General features: G+C 72.0%; 23 protein-coding genes and 1 pseudogene. 9 read left to right on the forward strand and 15 right to left on the reverse strand.

The features are described from left to right. From R6Y94_RS14615 to R6Y94_RS14625, 3 genes and pseudogenes are all read right to left on the reverse strand, one after another. Window positions 1–182: pseudogene (locus R6Y94_RS14615) on the reverse strand (Hsp70 family protein); the annotation flags it as partial. Window positions 183–359: 177 nt separating this feature from the next. Continuing rightward, window positions 360–551 carry a DUF397 domain-containing protein gene (locus R6Y94_RS14620; RefSeq protein ID WP_318396382.1) on the reverse strand — a complete coding sequence of 64 codons (192 nt, stop codon included), beginning with the start codon at window positions 549–551 and terminating at the stop codon, window positions 360–362. Further along, the gene (locus tag R6Y94_RS14625; RefSeq protein WP_318396383.1) at window positions 538–1,335 is read right to left on the reverse strand and encodes a helix-turn-helix transcriptional regulator; all 798 of its coding nucleotides are present in this window, start codon (window positions 1,333–1,335) and stop codon (window positions 538–540) included. Before R6Y94_RS14625 ends, R6Y94_RS14620 begins: the two co-directional genes overlap by 14 nt. 235 nt (window positions 1,336–1,570) lie before the next feature. Here R6Y94_RS14625 and R6Y94_RS14630 point away from each other — a divergent pair, with 235 nt between their 5' ends. Further along, a complete protein-coding gene (locus tag R6Y94_RS14630; RefSeq protein ID WP_318396384.1) occupies window positions 1,571–1,963 on the forward strand; it encodes a hypothetical protein in 393 nt (130 codons plus the stop codon). Window positions 1,964–1,966: 3 nt separating this feature from the next. Next, complete coding sequence (locus tag R6Y94_RS14635; protein WP_318396385.1) at window positions 1,967–2,215, forward strand: flavin reductase; 249 nt, start codon at window positions 1,967–1,969, stop codon at window positions 2,213–2,215. A 406-nt stretch (window positions 2,216–2,621) separates the two neighbouring features. Here the strand turns inward: R6Y94_RS14635 and R6Y94_RS14640 are convergent, their stop codons facing one another. The 10 genes from R6Y94_RS14640 to R6Y94_RS14685 form a co-directional block, all read right to left on the reverse strand. Further along, complete coding sequence (locus R6Y94_RS14640) at window positions 2,622–3,437, reverse strand: class I SAM-dependent methyltransferase (RefSeq protein ID WP_318396386.1); 816 nt, start codon at window positions 3,435–3,437, stop codon at window positions 2,622–2,624. Between the two features lie 137 nt (window positions 3,438–3,574). Further along, the gene (locus R6Y94_RS14645; protein ID WP_318396387.1) at window positions 3,575–4,471 is read right to left on the reverse strand and encodes an ABC transporter ATP-binding protein; all 897 of its coding nucleotides are present in this window, start codon (window positions 4,469–4,471) and stop codon (window positions 3,575–3,577) included. After that, window positions 4,471–5,232 carry an ABC transporter ATP-binding protein gene (locus R6Y94_RS14650; protein WP_318396388.1) on the reverse strand — a complete coding sequence of 254 codons (762 nt, stop codon included), beginning with the start codon at window positions 5,230–5,232 and terminating at the stop codon, window positions 4,471–4,473. Before R6Y94_RS14650 ends, R6Y94_RS14645 begins: the two co-directional genes overlap by 1 nt. Next, a complete protein-coding gene (locus tag R6Y94_RS14655) occupies window positions 5,229–6,296 on the reverse strand; it encodes a branched-chain amino acid ABC transporter permease (protein ID WP_318396389.1) in 1,068 nt (355 codons plus the stop codon). Before R6Y94_RS14655 ends, R6Y94_RS14650 begins: the two co-directional genes overlap by 4 nt. Further along, window positions 6,293–7,210 (reverse strand): branched-chain amino acid ABC transporter permease, encoded by a 918-nt coding sequence (locus R6Y94_RS14660; protein WP_318396390.1) that lies wholly within the window; start codon window positions 7,208–7,210, stop codon window positions 6,293–6,295. The genes R6Y94_RS14655 and R6Y94_RS14660 overlap by 4 nt, the downstream gene beginning before the upstream one ends. Continuing rightward, window positions 7,207–8,406 carry an ABC transporter substrate-binding protein gene (locus tag R6Y94_RS14665; protein ID WP_318396391.1) on the reverse strand — a complete coding sequence of 400 codons (1,200 nt, stop codon included), beginning with the start codon at window positions 8,404–8,406 and terminating at the stop codon, window positions 7,207–7,209. The genes R6Y94_RS14660 and R6Y94_RS14665 overlap by 4 nt, the downstream gene beginning before the upstream one ends. A 193-nt stretch (window positions 8,407–8,599) precedes the next feature. Next, window positions 8,600–8,977 carry a roadblock/LC7 domain-containing protein gene (locus tag R6Y94_RS14670; RefSeq protein WP_318396450.1) on the reverse strand — a complete coding sequence of 126 codons (378 nt, stop codon included), beginning with the start codon at window positions 8,975–8,977 and terminating at the stop codon, window positions 8,600–8,602. Window positions 8,978–8,997: 20 nt separating this feature from the next. Further along, window positions 8,998–11,547, reverse strand: coding sequence for a nitrate- and nitrite sensing domain-containing protein (locus tag R6Y94_RS14675; RefSeq protein WP_318396392.1), 2,550 nt, complete (start codon window positions 11,545–11,547; stop codon window positions 8,998–9,000). Between the two features lie 310 nt (window positions 11,548–11,857). Further along, window positions 11,858–12,490, reverse strand: coding sequence for a helix-turn-helix transcriptional regulator (locus R6Y94_RS14680; protein WP_318396393.1), 633 nt, complete (start codon window positions 12,488–12,490; stop codon window positions 11,858–11,860). A gap of 518 nt (window positions 12,491–13,008) precedes the next feature. Continuing rightward, a complete protein-coding gene (locus R6Y94_RS14685) occupies window positions 13,009–14,301 on the reverse strand; it encodes a cytochrome P450 (RefSeq protein WP_318396394.1) in 1,293 nt (430 codons plus the stop codon). 632 nt (window positions 14,302–14,933) lie between these two features. On the opposite strand from R6Y94_RS14685, the gene R6Y94_RS14690 reads away from it, so the two are divergent. The 3 genes from R6Y94_RS14690 (at window position 14,934) to R6Y94_RS14700 (ending at window position 19,312) form a co-directional block, all read left to right on the forward strand. After that, window positions 14,934–16,079, forward strand: coding sequence for a zinc-dependent alcohol dehydrogenase family protein (locus tag R6Y94_RS14690; protein ID WP_318396451.1), 1,146 nt, complete (start codon window positions 14,934–14,936; stop codon window positions 16,077–16,079). 71 nt (window positions 16,080–16,150) lie between these two features. Next, window positions 16,151–17,809, forward strand: coding sequence for an FAD-dependent oxidoreductase (locus R6Y94_RS14695; RefSeq protein WP_318396395.1), 1,659 nt, complete (start codon window positions 16,151–16,153; stop codon window positions 17,807–17,809). A gap of 48 nt (window positions 17,810–17,857) precedes the next feature. Continuing rightward, on the forward strand, window positions 17,858–19,312 hold the full coding sequence (locus tag R6Y94_RS14700; protein WP_318396396.1) for an ATP-binding protein: 1,455 nt from the start codon (window positions 17,858–17,860) through the stop codon (window positions 19,310–19,312). Window positions 19,313–19,399: 87 nt separating this feature from the next. Here R6Y94_RS14700 and R6Y94_RS14705 read toward each other — a convergent pair whose 3' ends face one another. Continuing rightward, window positions 19,400–19,981 carry a sigma-70 family RNA polymerase sigma factor gene (locus R6Y94_RS14705; RefSeq protein WP_318396397.1) on the reverse strand — a complete coding sequence of 194 codons (582 nt, stop codon included), beginning with the start codon at window positions 19,979–19,981 and terminating at the stop codon, window positions 19,400–19,402. Between the two features lie 161 nt (window positions 19,982–20,142). On the opposite strand from R6Y94_RS14705, the gene R6Y94_RS14710 reads away from it, so the two are divergent. Beyond that, entirely contained in the window at window positions 20,143–20,904 is a 762-nt protein-coding gene (locus tag R6Y94_RS14710) for a zf-HC2 domain-containing protein (RefSeq protein ID WP_318396398.1), read from the forward strand. A 25-nt stretch (window positions 20,905–20,929) separates the two neighbouring features. On the opposite strand, the gene R6Y94_RS14715 is transcribed toward R6Y94_RS14710, so the two are convergent. Next, window positions 20,930–21,247: a DUF6582 domain-containing protein gene (locus R6Y94_RS14715; RefSeq protein WP_318396399.1), complete on the reverse strand. Its 318-nt coding sequence runs from the start codon at window positions 21,245–21,247 to the stop codon at window positions 20,930–20,932. A gap of 261 nt (window positions 21,248–21,508) precedes the next feature. Here R6Y94_RS14715 and R6Y94_RS14720 point away from each other — a divergent pair, with 261 nt between their 5' ends. The 3 genes from R6Y94_RS14720 to R6Y94_RS14730 all read left to right on the forward strand — a co-directional run bounded on the left by R6Y94_RS14720 (window position 21,509) and on the right by R6Y94_RS14730 (window position 24,933). After that, entirely contained in the window at window positions 21,509–22,504 is a 996-nt protein-coding gene (locus tag R6Y94_RS14720) for an aldo/keto reductase (RefSeq protein ID WP_318396400.1), read from the forward strand. Between the two features lie 10 nt (window positions 22,505–22,514). Further along, window positions 22,515–23,099 carry a TetR family transcriptional regulator gene (locus R6Y94_RS14725; protein ID WP_318396401.1) on the forward strand — a complete coding sequence of 195 codons (585 nt, stop codon included), beginning with the start codon at window positions 22,515–22,517 and terminating at the stop codon, window positions 23,097–23,099. Window positions 23,100–23,511: 412 nt separating this feature from the next. After that, a complete protein-coding gene (locus R6Y94_RS14730) occupies window positions 23,512–24,933 on the forward strand; it encodes a glycosyl hydrolase family 18 protein (RefSeq protein WP_318396402.1) in 1,422 nt (473 codons plus the stop codon). Window positions 24,934–25,030: the final 97 nt, after the last annotated feature.

The raw sequence follows: 25,030 nt of genomic DNA on the forward strand, positions 1-25,030 counted from the left end.
TCGATCCGCCGTTTCGGGTTGGCCTCGAAGCCCGCGGGGTGGGTGGACGTAGCCCGTTCGGCGTCCGTCCCGGTGAGCAGCGGGCCGGCGCCGGGGCCGGCGAACACCCCGGACGACAGCAGCGGAGACGCGTCGAACAGCAGCGGCCTCGTGCGCCCGTCCGGACCCGCGAGCATCGCCACCGTCGACGAGGTACCGAAATCGACCCCGAGACGATATCCACCCAATGCCACGGGATCACCCTATGGCAATGCCTCAAGGTCCTATCGAGGAGTTGCCCGGGGCGGCACTGAAGCCGCTACTGTCGAATGCGATAGCAACCAGCTCAAACGCCACCGAGCCGTGGCCACCAGCACAGCCTAGCCCTGCCTGGCGGCGAGGCCGACGAAGGCACGCCACGCCACCGGCCCGAAGGTCAGCACCGGACCCGCCGGGTCCTTGCTGTCGCGTACGGCAACCACGCCAGGCAGGTTGTCGGCCACCTCGACACAGTTGCCGCCGCTGGTGCCGCTGCGGGTCGACCTCCGCCACCGGGCGTCACTGAGGTGCATGCTGGCTCTCCACTTTCTTCAACAGGGCGAGCGACAGGTTCTGCGGCAAGGCTACGCCGCGCACACTTTCCCACCGCGCGAGGAGCGTAGCGATGCTCTCCTCGTCGTCGACGACGAGCCCGGCAAGCTGGTTCTCCAGATCCCCCACCCAGCCACCGTCGGCGGACCTGGCCAGGGCGAGCGGTCCGGAGAGGCCGACGTGCAGGCCAGCGTCGTCGGGAATGATGTGTAGCTGGATGTAGGGTCGCTCGGCCATCCGTAGCAGGTGCGCGAGCTGCTCGGCCATGATGGCGTCCCGGCGCCGCAGCGCCGACTCATCGAGGACGACGATCACCAGGGGCGGCTGGTCCCGGGTCAGGATCTCCTGCCGTTGGAGTCGGGACGCGACCAGCTTCTCGACCTCCTCCTCCGGCCGGGTGGCGTCGAAGCGCAGAACCGCGCGGGCGTAGTTCTCGGTCTGGAGCAGGCCGGGGATCAGGGTCGGGTGGTAGTAGCGGAGCTGCATTGCGGCGCGCTCGGCGTCCAGCCAGGGCCTGAACCAGGTGGGCTCACTGTCCCGCTGCGCCGCCTTCAGCAACCGCACGAATAACCCGCCCGTCTCCAGGATCTCGTCGGCGCGGGTGGCGTACGGCATGTCGATCGCTCGGGTACCGGTCTCCACAGCGGACACCGTCGAGGCCGAGTAGTTCGTCCGCTTGCCGAACTCCTCCTGCGACTGGCCGCGCAGGGCTCGCTGCCGGCGGAGCTGGTCGCGAATGAAGGCGAAATCATCCTCGTGTTCCATCGGACCTCCAGAACTCTGTCTAGATCACCAGGCGTTCGCCAGGCGCCGCCGCCGGCTCAGCAGACCTGCGCCGTGACCTGCTCGATCGCCTTCCGAGCCTAGTGCCGTCCACAGCAGAGTGTCACCCAGCAGAACCGCTCGGTGACCGCCAAGCGCCCGGGTGGAACTCGCCCCGGGAGCCGGTCTCGACCCCCCACCGGGACCGGCTCCCCTCCAACTCCCCGAGGAGGTTGTGATGAAAAGGCTGCTCCGGCATCTGACCGGACCACGGCCCTACCACCGCCGGGACTGGCGCCGGCTCTGGCGCTACTGCCACTGCGGTTGGCGCTGGCGCTGCCCGGATTCGGTCGAGCTGGTGCCCACGCCCTACCAGCCGCCGCCCCCGGTCCAGTTGACCGAGATGGAGCGGGCCGAGATCCGGACTCTGTCGGCCACGCCGCCGCCCACCATCCCGGAAGCGCCCCCGCCGCCCGCCACCCTGGGAGCGACCCCGCCGCCGGCCCGGGCTCGGGCGAGCAACCGTCGGCCCGAATGGGATGCGCCCACCCGCTCACATCTGGCGAACGGCCGCCCAGGTGGGCTGACGCCCGCTCAGGAGCATCGCGCTCGGCACGGTACGCGGGTGTGACCGGTGATCGGCCCGCAGGAGCGTTGGCGTAAGCACATCCCGACGCACCCGTCGTACCGGTGCCGCAGGTGCGCCAACCCCTGGCCCTGCCAGTCCGCCCGACTGGCGCTGGCCACCGCATACCGCAACGACCGGGTGGGCCTGATGGTGTACCTCGGCGCGCACCTCGCCCGCGCGCTGCGCGAGCTGCCCGACACGCATCCCGCACTGCTCGCGGGGCAGATCCTCTACTGGGTGCCCCGCCGCCGCTGACCGCCTCTATAGAGGGCCGGACTCGGCTGGACGGAGCTCACCCGACCGGCCCGCCTCGGGTCGCCGCTTCCCTTCGGCGACCCGGGGCGGGCCTCTGATCGGCGGCGGGCAGTGCCACGCAGACCCGGGTGCCCAGGCGGGGCAGCTCGACAGTCTGCGAAACGGTACCTCGGTCCGGAGCGCCTCCGCCCTCCCCCGCCGCCGCCCCAAAGGACGCCGACCTCCAGCGCGGTCTGGGGCAGCCAGCGCTCCTGAAGGATGGGACGTGGTGGTCCGGCGGTCGACCGTAGCGCTCCGGTCGACCGCCGGACCGGCCAGCCGGATCGGCGGGTCCTGCGGTCATGCCGCCGGGGAGGGAGCGGCCGCCGTCGGCCCCGACTCGCCGCCCGCTGGCGCGGAAAAATGCTCAGTTCACACAGCCCCGGCTCGGCCGCCGGCCCCGGGTGGAGACGAACTGGTACGACAGCGAGGCGAAGGCCGGGTCCTTGGCGAGTTCGCGGAACCCCTCCAACTGGTTCGGGGAGAGTCCGGTGGCGAGCAGCCGGGGTTCGAGCTGGCGGGAGTTCGTCTCGTGCAGCGAGGCCCCGGTCGAGCCGCCCGGCCAGCTCTGCGAGTGGGTGATGGTGTCCACGTCGGTCAGCCCGGCCAGCACCATCTCGGTGTGTACGTCCTGCGCCCAGGCCAGGTCGGCGCCCCGGTCCTGGAGGATGCCGAGGGTCGCCTCCATCACCTGCTGGAAGAGCTTCGCCGCGTCGTCGGTCGGCGCGGCCAGCACCCGCAGCCCGGCGGTGCAGTCGAACTCCTCGACGACCAGGGCGCCGCCCGGGGCGAGCGCACCGATCAGCTCGGCGAGTACCCGTCGCCGCTCCGGCAGGTGCAGCAGGACCAGCCGGGCGTGGATGACGTCGAACGGGCCGCCCTCCGGCGCGCCGGTCCGGACGTCGTGCTGGCGTACGACGAGGTTGTGTTCCGGCTCCAGCCGGGACGGTTCGATGTCGGTCGCGATGACCAGCCCGGTGGGTCCGACGACCCGGGCCATGTGCCGGGCGATCGAACCGCCCCCGGCGCCCAGCTCCCAGCACCTCGCGCCGGGGATCAGCACCGGGGCGAGCCGCTCCGCCGTTATCGGATCGAGGAACGACTCCAGCGCCCGCATCTGCGCCTCGGCCTCCGGAGAGCGGTTGTCGAACGCGTAGCTGCTCTTGACAGGGGTGGCAGTCACGATCGGTACCTCCTTCGTGATGATCTGTGACGACAATCCGGGCACGCGTCATCGCGCGTCAGCACCGGAGGAACGTGGGGGTACCGGTGCCGACACGGAGGTCAGCGGTGCGACGAACGTCGGGATCCGACGGGTTCTCAGGGTGCGGGTGACGAAGAGGATGTGGTCGGGGCGGCCCTGGGGTCCGCCGAGGGGTCGGAATCAGACACGAGCGTGCCCGGGCCTCCCGTTGGCCCGGAGCGGGCGGAGTCGGGACCGGTCGGGACCGTGGACTCCTGGCCGGACGGGACCGGTCCGGTCCCTGCCGGCGTGGCCGCGCCCGCCACACTGAGTACCGCCTCCACCGGGGCGGGGTCGGCGCGCACGGCGGCCGTCGAGTCCGCGAAGACCAGCCGGCCGTAGTCCAGCACCGCGATCCGGTCGGCGACCTCGATCGCGTGCTGGAGCTGTTGTTCGACGAGCAGGATGCACAACCCGGCCCCGGCGAGCCGGGTCACGAGTTCCCGGACCCGGGCCGCCAGGTCCGGGGCGAGCCCCTCGCCCGGTTCGTCGAGGAGCAGCACCCGGGGCTGGGTGAGTAGGGCCCGGGCGATGGCAAGCATCTGCTGCTCCCCGCCGGAGAGCTGGTTGCCCCGGTGACCCAACCGCTCGGCCAGCCGGGGCAGCAGTTCCAGCACTCCCGGGACCGTCCAGTTCGGACCGGACCGCGACCGGCCACGGCGGCGCAGCGAGGCGGCCAGCGTCAGGTGCTCGGAGACGGTCAGCCGCGGAAACACCCGGCGCCCCTGCGGCACCAGGCCGACGCCGGCCCGGGCCACCCGGTGCGCCGGCTTGCCGGCCAGGTCCGCGCCGTCGACCGAGACGATTCCCCGGTACGGCCGCAGCAGGCCGGCGACGGCGTGCACCAGGGTGCTCTTGCCGGCGCCGTTGCGGCCGACCAGCGCCTGCACCGTACCGACCGGCACCTCGAGGTCGACGTCGTGCAGCACGGTACCGCCGTCGTAGCCGGCGCGGAGGCCCTGCACCCGCAGCATCACCGCACCGCCTCGGCGTACGCCCGCCGGACGGCGGGTGCGTGGCGGATCTCGTCCGGCTCGCCGCTGGCGACCAGCCGCCCGTCGTGCAGCACGGTGACCGTGTCCGCCAGCGCGTACACCAGGTCCAGCCGGTGCTCCACCAGCAGCACCGACACGTCCCGGGGCAGTTCCGCCAGCAGCTCGGCCAGCCGGTGCACCTCCACTCCGGAGAGTCCGGCGGCCGGCTCGTCGAGCAGCAGCAGGCGGGGACGGCCGGCCAACGCCATCGCGATCTCCAGTTGGCGCCGCTCCCCGTGCGACAGGTGTGCCGCCGTGGTCGACGCCGTGCCGGCGAGTCCGACCCGGTCGAGCAGGGCCAGGGCGGGCCCGCGCAGCCGCCGCCGGAACCGGTTCCGGGAGCGTACGTCCCAGAACCCGCCGGCCTGGTGCCAGCCGGCGACCACGACGTTCTCCAGTGCGGTCAGCGACGGCCAGACGGCCGGACGCTGGTGGATCCGGCCGATCCCGATCCGGGCCCGCCGGGCCGGGCCGAGCCGGGTGATGTCCTGGCCGGCGAAGCGGATCCGCCCGCCGTCGACCCGGGTCGCCCCGCCGATCAGGTCGAGCAGGGTGGTCTTGCCGGCGCCGTTCGGCCCGATCAGGGCATGCCGCTCGCCGTCGGCGACCCGGAGGTCCACCCGGTTCACCGCGATCAGCGAGCCGTACCGGCGGACCACCGCCTCGGCCGTGAGCAGTGGTGTCGTCGCGAGTGCCGTCATCGCGTCTCCCCGCTCGTCGGTGCGGCCCCGACGGGTTCGCCCCGGGACGGGCGGCCCTGGATTCCCGTCCCGGGGCGATCCCCCGGCCCGGTCCGGCCCCGCGAACGGGACCTGACCAGGTTGGCGAGTTCGGTCGAGAAACCGGCCACGCCACGGGGGAAGAGATAGGCGGTCAGCACGAAGAGACCGCCGAGCAGCAGCGGCGCGTACCCGGGCAGCAGGCCGGAGAGCCAGTCCCGTACCGCGATCACCAGGGCGGTACCGACGATCGCGCCGCCGATCGACGCCGCACCACCGATCACCACGCCGAGCAGCAGCAGTGCGGAGACGTCGAAGCCGAAGTCGGCCGGCGAGACGTACTGCTGTGCGGTGATCAGCAGCGAGCCGGCGACCCCCGCCACCGCCCCGGCCCCGACGAAGGTCACCGCCAGGTAGCCGGTGACCCGGTGTCCGGAGGCGCGGGTCCGCGCCTCGTCGTCCCGGCTGGCCCGCAACAGCAGCCCTGCCGGCGTACGCAACAGCATCACCATGGCCGCTATCACCACCCCGACGACGACCAGCGTGTACAGATAGCGTGCGCGGTCGCTGGCCAGCGGAGCCATGCCCCAGACGGGCTGGATCGCCGGGATTCCGGCGAGCCCGTCGGTCCCTCCGGTGACGGAGGTCCACCGACCGGCGGCGGTCACCGTCAGTTCACCGATGGCCAGGGTAATCATCAGGACGACCACGCCTCGGGCGTACACCACCAGCGGCACGGTGAGAAGGGCGAACAGCGCGCCGGCCGCCGCCCCGGTGAGCACCTGCACCACCCCGATCGACGAGACGTGCATCGCGACCAGGGCGCTGGCGTACGCACCGGCGGCGTACGGCCCGGTCTGGCCGAGCGTGGGCAGCCCGGCCAGCCCGGTCAGCAGCGCCACGCTCACCCCGACCAGCCCCAGCACCAGGGTGCGGGCGAAGAGCGAGGTGGTGTAGGCGTCCACGGACCAGGGCACCGCGACGGCGACGGCGAGCAGTCCGGCTCCCCCGGCCCGGGCCAGCCAGCGCCGGGCGGCCGGGGTCATGTCGTACCCCCTGGTCGGAGCCGCAGGAACCGACCGGGCAGCCCACGGGCCCGGACGGCGAGCACCAGAGCCATCGCCGCGAAGAGCAGGAACGGCGCGGCGGTCGGCGCCAGCGAGACGCCGAGACTCTGGATCTCGCCGACGGCGAGGGCGGCCACCAGCGTGCCCTGGACCGAGCCGAGGCCGCCGAGCACCACCACGACCAGCGAGAGCAGCAGCACGGTGTCGCCGGTGGTCGGCGCCGGACCGATGATCGGCGCGCCGAGCACCCCGGCGGCACCGGCCAGCGCGCCGGCCGCGGCGAGCACGCCGAGCCGGATCCGGGCCGGGTTCACCCCCAGACAGGCGACCATGTCGGCGTCGTCGACCGCCGCCCGAACCAGCATCCCGGCCCGGGTCTTGGTCACCGCCAGCCAGAGCAGCACCGCGATCACCGCGGCCACCCCGATGAAGACCAGCCGGTACGCCGCGTACCGGTGCCCGGCCACCTCCACCGAGCGGTCCAGCGCGGCGGGGATCCGCACCGGAAGGCTGTCCGGGCCGAACGCCGTGACCAGCAGGGCGCCCCCGGCCAGCGCCACTCCGAAGGTCAGCAGCGCCTGGGTCAGGTGGTCACGCCGGGCGACCGGCGCGAGCAGGCCCGCGAGCAGGCCTCCCGCACCGGCCGCCGCCAGCGTTCCCACGCCCAGGGCGAGCAGCAGGCTGCCCCAGCCGCCGTCCAGCAGCGCCGCGGCGAGGTACGCGCCGATCGCGTACAGCAGCCCGTGCGCCAGGTTGAGGATGTTGGCCACGCCGAAGCAGAACACCAACCCGGACGCCGCGACGAAGAGCAGCAACCCGTAGGCGACACCGTCCAGAGCCGGGATCAGGTACGGGTCGACCGGGCCGAGGACCCGCGCCGATTCGAGCATCATCCGCCCACGGTCGCCAGGTCACCGACGACGGTGTTGGAGAGTGCGCGCCCGTCCTGCCGGACCTGCCGCAGATACCACTTCTGCACCGGCGAGTGCGTCTCCTTGGAGAACTGCCAGGTGCCGCGCGGGCTGTCGATCTGGCCGAGTCCGGCGATCGCCTTGTTGATCTCCTCCGGGGTGGGGTTGTCGCCGGCCGCGCCGATCGCCTTGTCCAGCACCGCCGCCGCGTCGTAGGAGGCCATCGCGTAGGTGGTGGGCGAACCGTCGTGGTTCTCCTTCCAGGCCGCCACGAAGGAGCGGTTCTCGGCGTTGTCCAGGTCGGGCGAGTAGTTGAGTACGGAGTAGATGTTCCGGGCCGCCTCGCCCTGTGCGTTCAGCACGCCGCCCTCGGTGAGGAAGCCGGCGGCGTAGAGCGGCAGGTCCTTGATCTCCGACTGGGCGTACTGCTTCACGAAGTCGACGGCGGCGGTACCGGCGTAGAAGGTGAAGACCGCCTCGGCACCGGATGCCTTGATCTTCGCGAAGTACGGCAGGAAGTTGGTGGTCTGCGGGAACGGCGTCCAGAGGGTCTTGCCGTCCGGGTTGGCGAGCTTGCCGCCGATCTCCTTGAAGGTGTCGGTGAAGCCGCGCAGCTCGTCCCAGCCGCCCTGGTAGTTCGGGCCGATCGCGAAGACCTCGCCCTTGACGTTGTCCCGGACGTACTCGGCGATCGCCGCGCCCGGCTCGTCGGAGAGGTAGGAGGTGAACCAGGACCGGGAGACGTCCTTCAGCCCCGGGTTGCCGTTGGAGCCGACGAACGGGATCTTCGCCTCGGCGAGCACCGGGGCGACCCCGGCCACCGAGCCGCCGCCGACGATCCCGGTGAGCGCCTGCACCCGGTCCTGTTTGATCAGCTTCGTGGCGGCGGGTACGGCGGTCTGCGCGCCGTTACCCTCGTCGGCGACGATCAGGTCGACCTTGTGGCCGCCGAGCTTGCCGTCGTGCATCCGCAGGTAGAGCTCGAAGCCGTCGCGGATCTCCGTGCCGACCGCCTCGTAGGTGCCGGAGAGCGAGGCGAGCAGACCGATCTTTATCGTGCCCGGCGTGCCGCCGGCGCCGTCGCCGCTGTTGCAGGCGCTACCGGCCACGGTCAACCCGAGGGCGAGCAGCGCGCCGGTCAGGGCGCGACGCCGGCTCGTACCGGTGGGGAAAGGCATGACTTCTCCAGTCGAGGGGTGAGAAAGGTTGTGGGGAAGGTGTGGTCGTGGGGTGGTGGCCGCCGGGCTGGCGGAGCCGGCCGGAGGGTGGTGCCGGGACGACGACTTTCGCGGGAGGCCGGCCCGGGCCACCTGGCGGTGCGGCGGCACGGTGTGTCGGAACTGGCTCCGGCCATCGGGCGCCGCGCCGCCGTCAGCGTCCCTGCGCCACCGCGGCGCGGGCCGCCGGCGTCAGTACGTCTCCAATCCGGTTCGCCAGTTCCGTCATCTCGTAGGAGACCTTGCCGACGTCGCAGGTGGGCGCCGCGAGGACCAGCAGCGAGGCACCGTCGTTGAACGCCATCGAGAACATGAAGCCGCCCTCGAGCTGGGTGACGTTGGAGATCACCGCGCCCGCTTCGAAGAAGCCCGCGGCGCCCCGGAGCAGGCTGACCAGGCCGCTGCCGGTGGCCGCGAGCTGGTCGGCCCGGTCCGGTGGCAGGTTCCGGGTGGACGCCACCATCAGGCCGTCGCTGGAGATGGCGATGGCGTGGCTGACCTCCGGGGCCCGCTCGACGAAACTGTCCAGCATCCAGCCGAGATCTCGTTGGTTCACGTAGTACTCCCTGTCGCGTCGCTTGTCGCCGAGGCGTTCACCAGCTTGGGACGGCGGGCGGCCACGCCCCGGGCGTAGGCGGCCATCGCGTTGGCCACTTCGGCCGGGTCGCGGTGCTCCGAGACCGGCTGCTGTTCGGGTGGCGGGGCGACGCCGCCCGGCACGAGGTGCCGCTGCGGCTGACGGATCGGGAGCCCGGACGGGGTGGTCCCGGAGATGTCCGGGTTGGCCAGCCCGGTGGCGGCCCGCCACCCCTCGTCGCCCCGGGTCTGCCAGCCCGTCGTGGCGTAGCCACCGTTGGATCCACCGGTCCCGTTGGACGCACCGACCGGCGGGCCGACCGGTTCGGGACTGACCCCCACTGGGCTGCTCGCGCCGTTGCCCGCGCCGTTGCCCGTGGACGCCCCGACCGGAGTGCCCGACCGGTCGGTACGGAACCAGTTGTTGACCTGCTCGAAGATGACCAGCTCCTGGGTCGGGTCGTCGCCCCGGTCGGCCCGCTGGGCCGCCGGCCGGAAGACCGACCCGGACGGCAGCGCCCGCTCCGAGGTCGGCCGCCGGGCCGGGCCGTTCGGGGTGACGGTCGACGAGGAGACCGGTACGGCGGTGCCGCGTGCCCGGCCCTCCGGCATCGCCGACAGCCGGCCCGGCGCCAGCAGTTGGGTCTCCGGCGGGACGGGGCGGATCAGCGTCGCCGGCAGCGAGATCTCGGCGATGGTGCCGAGCTTGGGACCCGGCCGTAGTTCGACAGCCACCCCGAGCCGACCGGCGAGTTGGCCGACCACGACCAGACCCATCGCCCGGACCGCCGCCACGTCGGTGGCCGGCGGCCGGGCCAGCAGGTCGTTGAGCTGTGCCAGCCGTTGCAGCGAGAGCCCCACACCCTCGTCGCTGACCTGCACGATGACCCGGTCGCCGAGGCTGCGCGCGGTCACCCATGCCTCGGTCTCCGGCGGCGAGTACGCGGTCGCGTTGTCCATCAGCTCGGCGAGCAGGTGCACCACCTCGTCGACCTTGTCGGCCGCGACCGCCACGTCCGGGTCGACGACGCCGATCCGGACCCGGGTGTAGTGCTCGATCTGCGACAGCGCCGCCTGCACGACCTTCTGCATCGGTACGTCCTCGTGGCGTACCCGCCCGACGCCCACACCGCCGAGCACGAGGAGGCTGGCGTTGATCCGTCCCATCCGGGTCGCCAGGCTGTCCAGGGTGTAGAGCTGCTGTAGCCGTTCCGGGTCGGTCTCGTCCTGCTCGACCTTGTCCACCTGGGCCAGTACCGCGTCCACCAGCCGCTGCTCGCGGCGGCTGAGGTGGACGAAGATGTCCGCGGTGTTGGCCCGCATGACCGCCTGCTCGGCGGCGGTCCGCACGGCCGCCTGGTGTACGGCGGCGAACGCCTGGCCGACCTCGCCGATCTCGTCACCGCTGGACGCCTCCAGGGTGGAGGCGGACGCCCGGGCGAGGGCCTCCGGATGGATGCCGGCGCTGTCCAGGCTGCGCAGTTCGGCGACCATCGCCGGCAGTTCGGTGTACGCCACCGCGTGCGCCGCGTCCCGCAGTCGGCGCAGCCGTCGGGTGATCTGCCGGGCGACCGCCCAGGTGACCAGTACGGTCAGCAGCAGCGCGACCGCCATCGCGGCGCCCTCGGCGACGGCCCGCCAGCGTTGCTCCACCCGCGCCGCGTCCACCTCGGCCAGCACGGCGGAGTCGACCCGCTGCTGCACCTCGAACAGCCGGGCGGCCCAGCCCTGGGTGGCGCCGATCCAGGCGTTGGTCTCGACCTCCAGCGGGGCGCCGATCTCGGCCCGGGAGACCTGGTCCTGGAGGCGTTGCAGGGTGAGCGCCTCCTTGCCGCTGCCGGCCTGCTCCCACCAGACCTGCCACTGGCCGGGGGCGAGACCGAGGAAGGCCAGGCTGGATTCGGTGAAGCCGGTCCGGGCGGCGGTGATGTCCTGCTGCATCGCCGGGGTGAGCTGGCCGGCGGCGATCGCCCGTAGCACCGTCACCTGTTGCTGGCCGAGCGCCTCCGCGGTCTTCGACAGCGCGGCGGCGGCCCGGATCCCGTCGGCGACCTCGGCGGAGATCACGCCCTGGGCGATCGACTCCCGGTACGCGAGCAGGTCGGCGATGACGATCCGGTAGCTGAACGTGGTGGCGGAGACGGCCGCGTGTGCGGCGGTACGCACCTGGGTCCGCAGCGGCGACAGGTCGGCCAGCGCGTTGTCGATCCGGGCCAGTACGCTGCCCGGCCCGGCGGCCGGCTCGGGGGCGAGCGCCCGTTGCCGCTGGTAACGCGCGACGATCTCGTCGGTGGCGGCCGCCTGCCGGGCGTAGGTGTCCTGCTGCCGGGGCGTGGCGGCGGTCAGCAGGTCGGCCGCGGCCGCCCGTTCCCGCTGGAGCTGGTAGGCCAGCCGGCCGGCCTCGGCGCCCAGTTGGGCAAGTACGCCGAGGTCGCTGGCCTGCTCGGCCTGCCGGGCGCTGTCTGCCAGCGCCAGTCCGGCGAACCCGACGACCGCCACCAACGGCGCGGCCACGATGATGCGCATCCGAGAGGCGATCTTCCAGCCGCGTCGGCGTACGGGCTGGGGTCGGGCCGCGTGGGATCGGGTGGTCGAGGCCAAGACTGACTCCCACGGCTCGTCATCGAGGAGATCTGCATCTTGCAGTTAGCAAGTCCCATTGCGCCGGACCGGCGGGGCCGGGCAACAGGGTTAACCGTGGTACAAACAGCTCGTACCACTATCTGTACCCGCCGATGAACAGGCAGTTACTTCCGCAGGCAGCGATACCCGGGAGGCTGGTCGACGCGCTCGCCGACCCGCGTCTGCTGGTGCACGACAGTCAGGTGAGAGCGGTTCAGTGCCGGCGGCGCAGTGCGCCGACCCGACCTCGCCGGTGGGACTCGGCGAAGGGCCGGCGGGCCTCGCCGGGCGGCCGGCGCGACTCGGCCACCGGCTGCCGGGACTCCTCCGCCGACCGCGGGTCGTCCGGGTCGCCGGCGTCGTCGTCGTGCAACCGGTGCACCTGCGCCGCAAGGCGGTGCGCCTCCTCGGTGAGCCGGTGCACCTCCTCCGGCCGCCGGTCGGACTCCGCCGGGAAGTGCACCCGCAACATCTGGTCGATCAGGCCCCGCAGCTCGTCGATCGCGTCCACCACGGACTGTCGTTCCCCGACGGTGGACTCGACGGTGGACTCGGGGTCGGCCCCGGTCGGGTCCACCCGTCCGGCTGCGGCGCCGCGCGGCCCGCGCCGTCCGTCCGCGGCGATCTGCTCGACCGCCACCTGCGGCCAGAGCGCGGTGAGCAGACCCCCGGTCCCGAGTACGTCGTCACAACGCACCGCCAGCTCCTGGCTGCCGTACCGGCGGCCCGCCTCCACCGCCGCCACCGTCTCCCGGCTGAACCGTACGCGGTCGGCGAGGGCGCGCTGGGTCAGCCCCTTGCGGGTACGCCAGCGGCGCAGTTCGCGCTGGAACTGTCGGGTGGCCATCGACTCAGCGGTACCTGACGACGCAGCGTCCATTTGCTCACCTTCGTTGGTCAGCGATCCGATCACTCGCACCAGATCATGAGACGCGCAGCACAGATCATGACCCGGCATTTGCCGGGGCCAATTCTTACCTCCGCAGCGACGGGTGTGAAGCCTTACGCGCCACCTATCGTTGACGGTAAGTGAAAAACCTCGCACGCCGATCTACTTGACGGTACGAAAACGATCTACGAAGGAACGGACCACCACCGGTTGCCCGGATTCATCCCTTCCGCCGTGAGCGGCGAATGGCGACACTCCGCAATCATCGGTCGGAGACCGGAGACACCGGCCATCCGTCGATGTGACGATGTCGATCGATCCCTTGCGGCTCATTGACAGAGCGTGATCCGAGTCGGCCGACTCCGGCGCGCCCGGTCCGGCGTACCCGGATGCCCTGACCCGGCCCCGCCGTCAGCCGGGCCGGTATCGGCGGGCCGGGACTCGGGACGCGAATTGGCCGGTCGGCACGGGATCGGCTAGGCGGCACGGGCGGTAAGCGCGTCCGGTGGATCTTCCTGCCGTTCCCTCGGCGCACTGCCGATATCGACGACCGCGGGCAGCACCCGGTGCGCACGGAACGCGACATTGGGCTTGTAGGTACTTACGTGACCCGGCACCAGACGCAGGCCGGGAATTGCCTCCGCGAGCCGTACGAGCGCGATCCGGGCCTCGAGGCGGGCCAGTGCGGCACCGATGCAGAAATGCGGACCGTAACCGAAGGAGAGATGATCCTTGACGTCGTCCCGGTCCGGATCGAACCGATCCGGACCGGTGAACGTCGCCGGGTCGCGGTTCGCGGCGCCGATGAGCAGCAGGCACCGTTGGCCGGCCGGGATGGTGACGCCGCCGATGGTGACCGGTCGCAGGGTCACCCGCAGCCAGCCGTCGATGGCGGGACCGAACCGGAGCGCCTCTTCCAGGAAGGCCGGGACGCCGGCCGGGTCGTCGGCGATGCGTTCCCACCGTCCCGGCACGGACAGCGCCTGTTCCAGGCCGTGGGCGAGGAGTCCGGCGGTGGTCTCGTGGCCGGCGACGAGCAGGTTGAACGCCATGGAGGCGACCTCGCCGACGGTGAGGATCTCGTCGTCGCCGTCGCGGTAGCGCAGTGCCCGGGAGACGAAGTCGTCGCCGTCGAGGTCGCCGTCGGCGCGCTGGCCGACGAGGTCCTGGCAGTAGTGCCAGAAGTCGAGCAGGCCCTGGGCGAGGCGTACCTGTTCGGCGGGGTCGGGTTGGCCCCAGACGAGGGCGATCTGCCCGTCGGCCCACTGCCGGATCCGGGCCACGTCCCGATCGGGTACGCCGAGGATGTCCAGCACCACCAGCAGGGGCAGCAGGGCGGTGAACTCTCCGATCAGGTCGACGACCTCGCCCCGGCGGGCGGTGACGGCGTCGACGAGTTCGTCGACCCGGCGCCGCACGATCGGCCCGTACTGGGCGGCGACCCGGGGGCCGGTGTTGGCGAAGGTGGCCCGCAGCGCCCGCCTGGTGCGGGTGTGCACCGGAGAGTCGGCCGCGGCCGTCGTCGCTGGTACGTCGAGCCGCATCACGATCGCCAGCGCCTCGGGACACATCTCGTAGACCGGGGCCAGGGTGAGGGCGTTGCCGAAACTGTCCGCGTCCCCGAACGCCTGCCGGACGTGCTCGTGCCGGCTGATCAACCACATGCCCAGGTCCTCGGCGTAGTGCACGCTCTCCGGGCGGTCCAGCAGATCCCGCCACACCGTGGCCGGGTCGGTCAGATAGGTACCAGCGAACGGGCTGAGTTCCATGGCCGCCTCCTGGCCCACGCTCGGGCGCTGTCGTAGGGTTCCGATGGCAGGGCCCCGGCGGCAATAGTTGGCCCACCGGGAATGAGTTACCCCGTAACTCCCAACGACATCTGGAATCTCACGATGCGCTGCGGCCGACGGTAAGTCAAGGTATCGGCTTGTGCCATTGTATTGGCGCTCCGGCGCGACGACGGCCACACCCGGCCGGAGGCCGGCAAGATGCCAGATTGCAAGTTGCCACCTGCACTTTGCTGCCTGGTCACGCCCACTGGTCGACCGTCACGCCGCGTCACCGACCCCGATCCGGTCACGTCGCGCGTCGCGGTCTCCGCGTCCGGGCCTGGTAGGCTGCAACCGCCCCCAGCGGACCGGATAATTGCGGTGAAAGGGTGCCGGTTGAGCGATCGTTTGGGTAGATCATCGCCAATACTAAATGTTCTCCTGATGTGTAACCACTCACCTCGATGACCCGCCGGGTCCACGTTGGCCAGACGACGAACCTTTCTCGACCTTCCCTTGCGGTCCATCCTGACCAGCGCCGCTCCTGAGTTCGACCCGGTCGAGCCGGGCCCCTGTTCGTCGCGAGCCGACGGCAGGGGCCCGGCCGGGTCCGGGGGTTCACGCGTGTGAGGATGATCGACATGCGGGCGGTGGTGTTCGAGGAGTTCGGCGGGCGGCCGGAGCTGCGTACCGTGCCCGATCCGGTGCCGAGCCCTGCGGGCGTGGTGATCGAGGTCGGGGCGACCGGGCTGTGCCGCAGCGACTGGCACGGCTGGCAGGGGCACGATCCGGACATCCGCCTGCCGCACGTGCCGGGGCACGAGTTCGCCGGTGTGATCGCGGCGGTCGGTCCGGCGGTGCACGGCTGGCGGCCCGGCGACCGGGTCACCGCCCCGTTCGTCTGCGCCTGCGGCACCTGCCCCGCCTGCCTCGCCGGGGACCAGCAGGTCTGCGAGCGGCAGACCCAGCCCGGCTTCACCCACTGGGGCTCGTACGCCGACCTCGTCGCGGTCGAGCACGCCGACGTGAACCTGGTCCGGCTCCCCGACGAGCTGAGCTTCGCCGCTGCCGCCGCGCTCGGCTGCCGGTTCGGCACCGCGTTCCGGGCGGTGGTCGCGCAGGGCCGGGTGGCCGCCGGCGAGTGGGTGGCGGTACACGGCTGCGGCGGCGTGGGACTCTCCGCGGTGATGATCGCGGTGGCCTGCGGCGCCCGGGTGGTGGCGGTCGACGTCAGCCCGGCCGCGCTGGAGCTGGCCCGCCGGTTCGGTGCCACCGCCTGCCTGGACGCCGGCACGCTGAACCTCTTTCCACCTGAACCGCCCCCGACTTCCACCTGCGGCCACGACGGACCGCAAGGGGAGATGGAAAAAGGTTCATTGCCCGGCCCGCAGGCGGTGGCCGGGGCGGTCCGCGAACTGACCGGCGGGGGCGCGCACCTGTCGCTGGACGCGCTGGGCAGCGCGCCGACCTGTGCCGGGTCGATCGAGAGCCTGCGACGCCGGGGCCGGCACGTGCAGGTCGGGCTGCTGCCGGCCGCGAAGGGGCACCCGGCGGTGCCGATGGAGCGGGTCATCGGGTACGAGTTGGAACTGCGCGGCAGCCACGGGATGGCCGCGCACGCGTACCCGGAACTGCTGGCGCTGGTCGGCGCCGGGGTGCTCCGACCGGCGGAACTGGTCACCCAGACCATCGGGCTGGCCGAGGCACCGGCGGCGCTGGCCACCCTGGACCGGCCGGCGGTCGGCGGCATCCGGCTGATCCAACCGAATCGGGACTGAACCGCCCGACGCTACCGGCGGGTCGCTATCGACGTTCGTCAAGGCCCGTTCCGGATGCTTTCATTGGTGCCATGGCGAACCCGGTGATCTTGACGGTCGACGACGACCCGGCGGTGTCGCGCGCGGTGGCCCGGGACGTACGGCGGCGCTACGGCGACCGGTACCGGGTGGTCCGCGCCTCCTCCGGCGAGGAGGCGCTGACCGCGCTGCGCGAGATCAAACTCCGGGGCGACCAGGTCGCGGTGCTGCTGGCCGACTACCGGATGCCGCAGATGAACGGCATCGAGTTCCTCGAAGCCGCCATGGACCTCTTTCCGACCGCCCGCCGGGTGCTGCTGACCGCCTACGCGGACACCAACGCGGCGATCGACGCGATCAACGTCGTCGACCTCGACCACTACCTGCTCAAGCCCTGGCATCCGCCGGAGGAGAAGCTCTATCCGGTGCTGGACAGCCTGCTGGAGGCCTGGGCAGCGACCCCGGAAGCCGCCCCGGACGAGGTACGGGTGATCGGCCACCGCTGGTCCGCGCCGTCGTTCGAGATCCGCGACTTCCTCGCCCGCAACCTGGTGCCGTACCGCTGGCTGCTGGCCGACGAGCCGGAGGGCGGGCGGCTGCTGACCGCCGCCGGAGCCGACCCGGCCGACGTGCCGGTGGTGATCACCGTGGACGGCAGCGCGCTGGTGAAGCCGACCGAGGCCGAACTGGCGGACCGGTGCGGGCTCTCCACCACCCCGGCCGCCGACTTCTACGACCTGGTGGTGGTCGGCGGTGGCCCGGCCGGGCTCGGCGCGGCGGTCTACGGCGCCTCCGAGGGATTGCGGACGGTGCTGGTCGAGCGGCAGGCGACCGGCGGCCAGGCCGGGCAGAGCAGCCGGATCGAGAACTACCTCGGCTTCCCGGACGGAGTCTCCGGATCGCAGCTCGCCGACCGGGCCCGCCGGCAGGCGCTGAAGTTCGGCGCCGAACTACTGACCGCCCGGGACGTGATCGGGCTGGAGGCGGCCGGGGCGACCCGGCTGCTCCGGTTCAGCGACGGCTCGTCGATCGCCGCCCACACGGTGGTGCTGGCCACCGGGGTCTCCTACCGGCAGCTCTCCGCACCCGGGCTGGCCGATCTGACCGGCCGGGGCGTCTTCTACGGCTCGGCGTCGACCGAGGCGCCGAACTGCGCCGGTCAGGAGGTCTACATCGTCGGCGGTGCGAACTCGGCCGGGCAGGCGGCGGTCTACTTCGCCCGGCACGCCCGCCGGGTGCACCTGCTGGTACGCGGCCCCGACCTGCACCGCTCGATGTCGCACTACCTGATCGAGCAGATCGAACGGATCGGCAACATCGAGGTGCACCCGCACTCCGAGGTGGTCGGCGGCGAGGGCACCGACCATCTGGAGCAGCTCGTCATCTGCGACAACCGGGTCGGGCAGCAGCGCACCGTGAAAGCCTCCTGGCTCTTCGTCTTCATCGGCGCCGAGCCGCGTACCGACTGGCTGGCCGACGTGGTGGCCCGCGACGCCCGGGGATACGTACTGACCGGGCTGGATCTGAGCAGCGACGGCCGGCGGCCGGCCGGGTGGTCGCTGCCCCGCGACCCGTACCCGCTGGAGTCGAGCCTGCCCGGGGTATTCGCCGCCGGGGACGTCCGGGCCGACTCGATCAAGCGGGTCGCCTCGGCCGTCGGCGAGGGTGCGATGGTGGTCTCACTGGCCCACCAGTACCTGGCGGCGCAGTGAAGCATTGTCGAGTGGAAGACGGCTCACGAACACGGATCGGGTGACGAGATGGGCGGATCGGACGAACGGCTGGCGATCGAGGAACTGCGTACGCTCTTCCTGTTCGAGTCGCTGGACGAGGAGAAGCTCGGCTACATCCACGAGCACGGCCGGGTGCAGCGGCTGCCGGCCGGGGCCGACATCTTCGTCGAGGGCGCCGAGGCGAACTGCTTCTACGTGCTGCTCGACGGCACCGTCTCGCTGATCCGGATGGTGCAGGGCGACCGGGTCGAGATCACCCGCACCGACCAGCGCGGCGTGTACGGCGGGGCGACCCAGCCGTACCTGAACGAGCAGCGGGTGCAGACCTACCTGAACGGGATGCGGGCGATCACCGAGGTGACGCTCTTCACGTTGCCGGCCGAGGTGATCAGCACGGCGATGCGGCGCTGGTTCCCGATGGCCATGCACCTGCTGGACGGGCTCTTCATCGGCATGCGGGCCACCCAGACCGTCGTCGGCGAGCGGGAACGGCTGCTGGCCCTCGGCTCGCTGTCGGCCGGGTTGACCCACGAGCTGAACAATCCGGCCGCCGCCGCCGTCCGGGCCAGCTCGGTGCTCCGGGACCGGGTCGCCGGGATGCGGCACAAGCTGGCCATGATCGCCGACGGCCGCCTCGACGGGGAGCGGCTGCAACGCCTGGTCGAACTCCAGGAGAAGGCGGTCAAGCAGGCCGTCACCGCGCCCGCCCTCTCCCCGCTGGAGACCAGCGACGCCGAGGACGCCCTGGCCGACTGGCTGGACGAGCACGACGTCACCGGCGGCTGGGACATCGCCCCGACGCTGACCGCCGGAGGCATCGACGTGCCGTGGCTGGAGCAGGTCAGCGCCGCGGTACGCCCGGACGACCTGGAACCGGCGATCCGGTGGCTGACCTACACCGTCGAGACCGAACTGCTGCTCGGCGAGATCGACGACGCGCTGAGCCGGATCACCGGGCTGGTCGGGGCGGCGAAGCAGTACTCGCAACTGGACCGGGCCCCGCACCGGACGGTCGACGTGCACGACCTGCTCGACGCCACGCTGGCGATGTTCAGCGCCAAGGTCAAGCCCGGTGTCCAGGTGGTGAAGGAGTACGACCGCAGCCTGCCGGCGATCCCGGTCTACGCCGCCGAACTCAACCAGGTGTGGACCAACCTGGTCGACAACGCGCTCTACGCGATCGGCGAGGAGGGTGTGCTGACCGTACGCACCGGGCGGGACGACGGCTCGATCGTGGTGGAGATCGTCGACACCGGACCGGGCATCCCGGCCGACGTCCGGTCCAGGATCTTCGAGCCGTTCTTCACCACCAAGCCGATCGGGGACGGCACGGGGCTGGGGCTGGACATCTCGTACCGGATCGTGGTCAACAAGCACCACGGGGACATCCGGGTCGAGTCCGAGCCGGGGCGTACCACTTTCCGGGTCTGCCTGCCGATCTCCGGGCCCGAGCCCGGCGCGGCGGAGGCCGCGCTCTCCTGATCCGGCGGCCGGCACCGCCCCCGGTTCCGGCGGGCGGACCGCACGGTCGCGCGGGCGGGTCAGCTCGTCGAGGGGAGCCGGCGGCGGTCAGCTCGTCGAGCGGAGCCGGCGGCCGGAGCCGTCGGCGCGGATGGCCTCGACCAGGTCCTCCCGGGCCCGGGCCACCCGGGACCGGATGGTGCCGACCGGGCAGTCACAGACCTCGGCCGCCTCGGCGTAGCTCAGCCCGGCCACCTGGGTGGCGACGAACGCCTCCCGGCGGTCCGGCGGCAGGTCCGCCAGCAGCCGGGCCAGTTCCACGGCGCCCTCGAAGCCGGTGCTGCCCCGGGCCAGCTCGGCATCGGCGGCGAGTTGCCAGTCCGACAGCGATGCGACCCGGGGACGGCGCATGGCGGTCCGGACGTGGTCGACGCAGGCCCGCCGGGCGATCGAGAGCAACCACGTCTTCGCCGACGACCTGGCCGCGAAGCGGGGCAGTGCGCGCATCGCCCGCAGGTAGGTCTCCTGGGCCAGATCCTCCGCCTCGCCGGCACCCACCAGGTGGGAGACGAACCGCTGCACGTCGTGCTGGGTCGCCCGGATGAAGGCCGCTGCCGCCGAGCGGTCGCCGGCCTTGGCGGCCAGCGCAAGCCTGGTGATCTCGTCGCTCTCGACGCCGGAGGGAGGCATGCCCCAAAGCTACCGGTACCGGCGGCCACCTCGAATACCCCCGGTGGGCATCTGATCGCCGAACGGGTCGATCATGCTGGTGAACCCCGGTCGAGCAGGCTCGGCTGCAGAATGCTTACCCCCGGGGGAACCGGCGGACCGTCAGGCCCGACTATGAGTGTGTGCGGTGCGAACAGTATCGAGAAGCCCTGTCGGCCCGGCTGGACGGCGAGGAGGCTCCGGTAGAGCGGGCCGGGGTGGACCGCCACCTCGCCGGCTGCGCGGAGTGCCGGAGCTGGCTGGAGAGCGCGACGGCGCTGAACAGGCTCGCCCGGACCAGTGTCGTACCGCCGCCGATGGAGATCGACGACCGGCTCCTCGCGGCCGCTCCCGGACCGGGGCGGGCCGCCCGGCTGGCCGGTACGCTCCGGGTCGCGCTCGGGGTGGTTGGCGTCGCCCAGTTCCTGCTCGGCGCGGCCCAGATCGCCGGCATCGGCGCGACCGGGCATCCGCACGGCCTCGAGGTCGTACTCGGCGGCGGCCCCGACCACCTGTGGCACGAGTCGGCAGCCTGGAACGTCGCGCTCGGCGCCGGATTCACCTGGATCGCACTTCGCCGTACCCGGCCGCTGGGCCTGGTGCCCACGCTGACCGCGTTCGTCGCCGTGCTGACCCTGCTCTCGGTCAACGACGCGATCGCCGGCCGGGTCGACCCGAACCGGATCCTCAGTCACGGGCTGATCCTGGCCGGCTATCTGATCATTCTCGGCCTGTCCCGCCCGACGATGGAATCGGGCGAGCCGCCGTCCCGACACGGGCAGCGGACCGGGCCGGGCTGGCGGGCGACGTTCGAGGAGGAGCCGGCACCGGCACCGCCGCGCCTACGGCTGGTCCGGGCCCGGCCCGGGACGACCCAGGCCCACACCCACCACCGGGCGGCCTGACCGCACCGGGCGATGCCCGCGCCGCTCAACCGCGTGAGCTGCGTCCACCGTGTGCCGGATTCGGCGTGTGCGGACGCTTGCCCAGTTGCCGCCAGTCGGACTCGGCGACCTGGATGTCGTAGTGCTTCGCCGCCGCGAGGATGTTCGCGAACGCCTGGTCCCGCTCGGCGTCGCTGACGTCGTGCGTCTGGTCGAACCGGGCGATGGCGTTGCGCACGTGCGACGCGTCGGTGAGCGGCTCCTTGCGCTTGCCGGGAAAGGCGAACGCACTGTCCGGCAGTTCCCGCGACTGCTTGCTGCTGATCACCCCGTGCTGGTCGACGGGCTTCCAGGTGGTCTTCATGGCTTCCTCCTGACCGGGGCTTCTCCGCACCCCGGCTCTCCTACCCCTGCCCCGGACCGATAACCGGCCGATCAGTCCAGCCGCGCTCGGCACTTGGGCTGACAGAGTTTGGATTCTGTCAGTTGACAGTCCATACTTGGTGAAGCGCCGGCACCCGGCCCGCCCACCGGCCAGCCTGGAGTCGCCGCATCCCGACGCCGCCGGAACCCGGCAGCCGGCCCGCCCGAAGCAGCGACCGGCAGACACGAACAGGAGCAGAACATGGAGAACCGGACACTCGGCAGCAACGGACCCACGGTCTCCGCCCTCGGCCTCGGCACGATGGGGATGTCCGACCTCTACGGGCCCGCCGACGACGCGGAGAGCGTCGCGACGATCCACGCGGCCCTGGACGCGGGGGTCACGTTGCTGGACACCGGCGACTTCTACGGCGCCGGGCACAACGAGATGCTGCTCGGGCGCGCGCTGCGCGAGCGCGCCCGCGACCAGGTCGCGATCAGTGTCAAGTTCGGCGCGCTGCGCGACCCGGAGGGCGGCTGGAACGGCATCGACGGTCGCCCCGAGGCGGTACAGAACTTCCTCGCGTACACCCTGCGCCGGCTCGACACCGACTACGTGGACGTGTACCGGCTCTCCCGGCTCGACCCGGCGGTGCCGATCGAGGAGACCGTGGGCGCGATCGCCGAGCAGGTGTCCGCCGGCCGGGTACGCCACATCGGCCTCTCCGAGGTCGGCGCGGCGACGATCCGCCGGGCGCAGGCCGTACACCCGATCGCCGACCTGCAGATCGAGTACTCGCTGCTGTCCCGGACCGTCGAGGCGGAGATCCTGCCCACCTGTCGCGAGCTGGGCATCGGCGTGACGGCGTACGGGGTGCTGTCCCGAGGGCTGCTCAGCGGGCACTGGACCGCCGACCGCCAGCTCTCCCCCGGCGACTTCCGCTCGTTCAGCCCCCGCTTCACCGGCGACAACCTCCAGGCGAACCTGCTGTTGGTGGACGCGCTGCGCGAGGTCGCGCAGGCTCGCGGGGCGACCGTGTCGCAGGTGGCGATCGCCTGGGTGCTCAGCCGGGGCAACGACATCGTGCCGCTGGTCGGGGCCAGGCGCCGGGACCGGCTGGCCGAGTCGCTCGGTGCGCTCGACCTGAAGCTCGACGCCGACGACCTGGCCGCCATCGAGCGGGCGGTACCGGTCGACTCCGCCGCCGGCGCCCGCTACGCCGCCCCCCTGATGGAGCACCTGGACAGCGAACGGTGAAATAGTGCCCATGGCCGACTCGACGCTGACCCCGGAACGGATCCTCGAAGCGGCGGAGGAGGTCCTCCGCCGCTTCGGCCCAGCCAAGGCGACCGTGGTGGACGTCGCCCGGGCACTGGGGGTGAGCCACGGCAGCGTCTACCGGCATTTCGCCAGCAAGACGGCGTTGCGCGAGGCGGTCGCCGACCGGTGGCTGGACCGGGTGCACGCGGACCTGCCGGCGGTGACCGCCAGTACCGCGCCGGCGCCCGAGCGGCTGCGGTCCTGGCTGCACACGCTGCACGGCGCGAAGCGCGTGACGGCGCTCGACGACCCTGAACTCTTCGCCACCTACATCGTGCTGGTCGGCGAGGCCAGTACGGTGATCGCCGCATCGCTGGACGGGTTGGTCGCGCAGCTCTCCCGGATCATCGCGGACGGGGTCGCCGACGGCGACTTCGCCGTCGGCGACGTGCCGCGAGCAGCCCGGGCGGTGCTGCACGCGACCGCACGGTTCCACGATCCGACGCACAGCGCCCAGTGGGCCGACCCGGAGATCGAGCAGCAGCTCGACGCCGTCTGCGACCTGCTGCTCGACGGCCTCCGGCCGCGCTGAACCGCCGCCCGGCCCGGCGTCCTCCGCCCCGGCACCGAACCTGGTAGGCACACTGTCGAGCTGCCCCGTCCATGCGCCCAGCAAGGAGCACGGCGGGCCTCGAGCCACCAGACACCCACCACGGGCCGAACCGGGTCACCGCCGGGCGACGGCGGGACGGATGCCCGCCGAGCGACGCGCAGCGGTCCCCATTCACCCGACCAGCCGAGCGACCTCGGCTCACCTGAAACGGTGCATTGACTTTATTAGTTAACTTTCCTAATGTTTCAGCAACTCAGCAACATCGATCCCGATCCCGCTTCGCCCGGTGCCGGCGCCGAACCTCGCTGCCGCCGCGCCGGTGCCGCAGCGACCCCCACCCCCACCAGGCCGGATCGAGTCGCTGAGGCGCCTGCGACAGAAGGGAACGTCGATGTCACCCACCCTGAGCGCCGAGCGGGTCCGCCCGCCGGGACGCCGCCCCGGCATCCGGTCCAGGTTGTTCACCGGAGCACTCGCGCTCGCCACCGCCGCGACCGGCACGGCCGTCGCGCTCGCACCGCTCTCCTCCGCCGAGGCCGTCGTGCTGCCCAACAACTTCAAGAGCGTCGGCTACCTGCCGAGCTGGGCCGGCGACGTCAACGCCATCCAGTACAACAAGCTGACCCACATCAACTACGCGTTCGTACTACCGAACGCGAACGGCACACTGCGGGCCGTGGAGAACCCGAGCAAGCTCTCCTCACTGGTGTCGCGGGCGCACAGCGGCAACGTCAAGGTGTCGATCGCGATCGGCGGCTGGAACAACGGGGACGACTCGGCCTTCGAGGCGCTCGCGTCCAACGCCTCCAGCCGGACCACGTTCGTGAACAGCGTGATCAGCTTCGTGACGCAGTACAACCTGGACGGTGTCGACATGGACTGGGAGTACCCGGACCCCGGCACCTCGGCAAACAACTTCACTGCACTGATGCAGCAGCTCAGTGGGCAGCTCCGCAGCCGCGGCAAGCTGCTCACCGCGGCGGTGGTCTCCGAGGGCGGTACCGTCAACGGGGTGCAACCGGCCGTCTTCGGCTACGTCGACTGGCTGAACATCATGGCGTACGACGGCGGCAGCCCGCACGCCAACTACGACTGGTCGATCAACGCGGTGAACGGCTGGAAGTCGCGCGGCCTGCCGGCCAGCAAGGCCGTGCTCGGCGTACCGTTCTACAGCCGGCCCGGCTACTACACCTACTCCGCACTGGTCGCGATGGACCCGGCCAACGCCAACCGGGACTGCACCACGGCCGGCGGGGCGCAGCAGTGCTACAACGGCATCCCGACGGTGAAGCGCAAGACCCAGTGGGCGTTGGCCAATGCCGGCGGGATGATGAACTGGGAGTTGTCCCAGGACACCAACAACGCGACCTCGCTGGTCAGTGCGATCTATGACACGGTGATGGGCGGCGGCACCCCGCCGCCGAGCGGCCGGACCGGCCAGATCACCGGCATCGGCGGCAAGTGCGTCGACGTCGCGGCGGCCTCCACCGCGAACGGCACGGCGATCCAGCTCTACGCCTGCAACGGCAGCGACGCCCAGCGCTGGACGGTCGGCACCGACGGCACTCTGCGGGCGCTCGGCAAGTGCGCCGACATCACCGCCGCCGCGACCACCAACGGCGCGAAGGTGCAGCTCTACGACTGCAACGGCACCGGCGCGCAGGTGTGGCAGGCGCAGAGTAACGGCACCCTGCGCAACCCGGCCTCGAACAAGTGCCTGGACGCCACCGACAACAGCTCGGCCGACGGCACCCGGCTACAGATCTGGGACTGCTTCGGCGGCGCCAACCAGGTCTGGCGACTTCCGGCCTGATCCCGGCACCGCATCCGGCCCGGTCGCCACAAGCGGCCGGGCCGGATGGTGTCCAGCCGGTCCTGTCCCGCGCCGCCGCAGGTTCACCGCCAGACGC

The sequence above is a fragment of the Plantactinospora sp. KLBMP9567 genome (assembly GCF_033446045.1).
Lineage (GTDB): Bacteria > Actinomycetota > Actinomycetes > Mycobacteriales > Micromonosporaceae > Plantactinospora.

Excerpts from the sequence above, each read along its gene's own strand:
- R6Y94_RS14620 (WP_318396382.1), bottom strand. The coding sequence starts at position 551 with ATGCACCTCAGTGACGCCCGGTGGCGGAGGTCGACCCGCAGCGGCACC.
- R6Y94_RS14625 (WP_318396383.1), bottom strand. The coding sequence starts at position 1,335 with ATGGAACACGAGGATGATTTCGCCTTCATTCGCGACCAGCTCCGCCGG.
- R6Y94_RS14630 (WP_318396384.1), top strand. The coding sequence starts at position 1,571 with ATGAAAAGGCTGCTCCGGCATCTGACCGGACCACGGCCCTACCACCGC.
- R6Y94_RS14645 (WP_318396387.1), bottom strand. The coding sequence starts at position 4,471 with ATGCTGCGGGTGCAGGGCCTCCGCGCCGGCTACGACGGCGGTACCGTG.
- R6Y94_RS14650 (WP_318396388.1), bottom strand. The coding sequence starts at position 5,232 with ATGACGGCACTCGCGACGACACCACTGCTCACGGCCGAGGCGGTGGTC.
- R6Y94_RS14655 (WP_318396389.1), bottom strand. The coding sequence starts at position 6,296 with ATGACCCCGGCCGCCCGGCGCTGGCTGGCCCGGGCCGGGGGAGCCGGA.
- R6Y94_RS14660 (WP_318396390.1), bottom strand. The coding sequence starts at position 7,210 with ATGATGCTCGAATCGGCGCGGGTCCTCGGCCCGGTCGACCCGTACCTG.
- R6Y94_RS14665 (WP_318396391.1), bottom strand. The coding sequence starts at position 8,406 with ATGCCTTTCCCCACCGGTACGAGCCGGCGTCGCGCCCTGACCGGCGCG.
- R6Y94_RS14670 (WP_318396450.1), bottom strand. The coding sequence starts at position 8,977 with ATGCTGGACAGTTTCGTCGAGCGGGCCCCGGAGGTCAGCCACGCCATC.
- R6Y94_RS14675 (WP_318396392.1), bottom strand. The coding sequence starts at position 11,547 with ATGCGCATCATCGTGGCCGCGCCGTTGGTGGCGGTCGTCGGGTTCGCC.
- R6Y94_RS14680 (WP_318396393.1), bottom strand. The coding sequence starts at position 12,490 with ATGGCCACCCGACAGTTCCAGCGCGAACTGCGCCGCTGGCGTACCCGC.
- R6Y94_RS14685 (WP_318396394.1), bottom strand. The coding sequence starts at position 14,301 with ATGGAACTCAGCCCGTTCGCTGGTACCTATCTGACCGACCCGGCCACG.
- R6Y94_RS14690 (WP_318396451.1), top strand. The coding sequence starts at position 14,934 with ATGATCGACATGCGGGCGGTGGTGTTCGAGGAGTTCGGCGGGCGGCCG.
- R6Y94_RS14695 (WP_318396395.1), top strand. The coding sequence starts at position 16,151 with ATGGCGAACCCGGTGATCTTGACGGTCGACGACGACCCGGCGGTGTCG.
- R6Y94_RS14700 (WP_318396396.1), top strand. The coding sequence starts at position 17,858 with ATGGGCGGATCGGACGAACGGCTGGCGATCGAGGAACTGCGTACGCTC.
- R6Y94_RS14705 (WP_318396397.1), bottom strand. The coding sequence starts at position 19,981 with ATGCCTCCCTCCGGCGTCGAGAGCGACGAGATCACCAGGCTTGCGCTG.
- R6Y94_RS14715 (WP_318396399.1), bottom strand. The coding sequence starts at position 21,247 with ATGAAGACCACCTGGAAGCCCGTCGACCAGCACGGGGTGATCAGCAGC.
- R6Y94_RS14720 (WP_318396400.1), top strand. The coding sequence starts at position 21,509 with ATGGAGAACCGGACACTCGGCAGCAACGGACCCACGGTCTCCGCCCTC.
- R6Y94_RS14725 (WP_318396401.1), top strand. The coding sequence starts at position 22,515 with ATGGCCGACTCGACGCTGACCCCGGAACGGATCCTCGAAGCGGCGGAG.
- R6Y94_RS14730 (WP_318396402.1), top strand. The coding sequence starts at position 23,512 with ATGTCACCCACCCTGAGCGCCGAGCGGGTCCGCCCGCCGGGACGCCGC.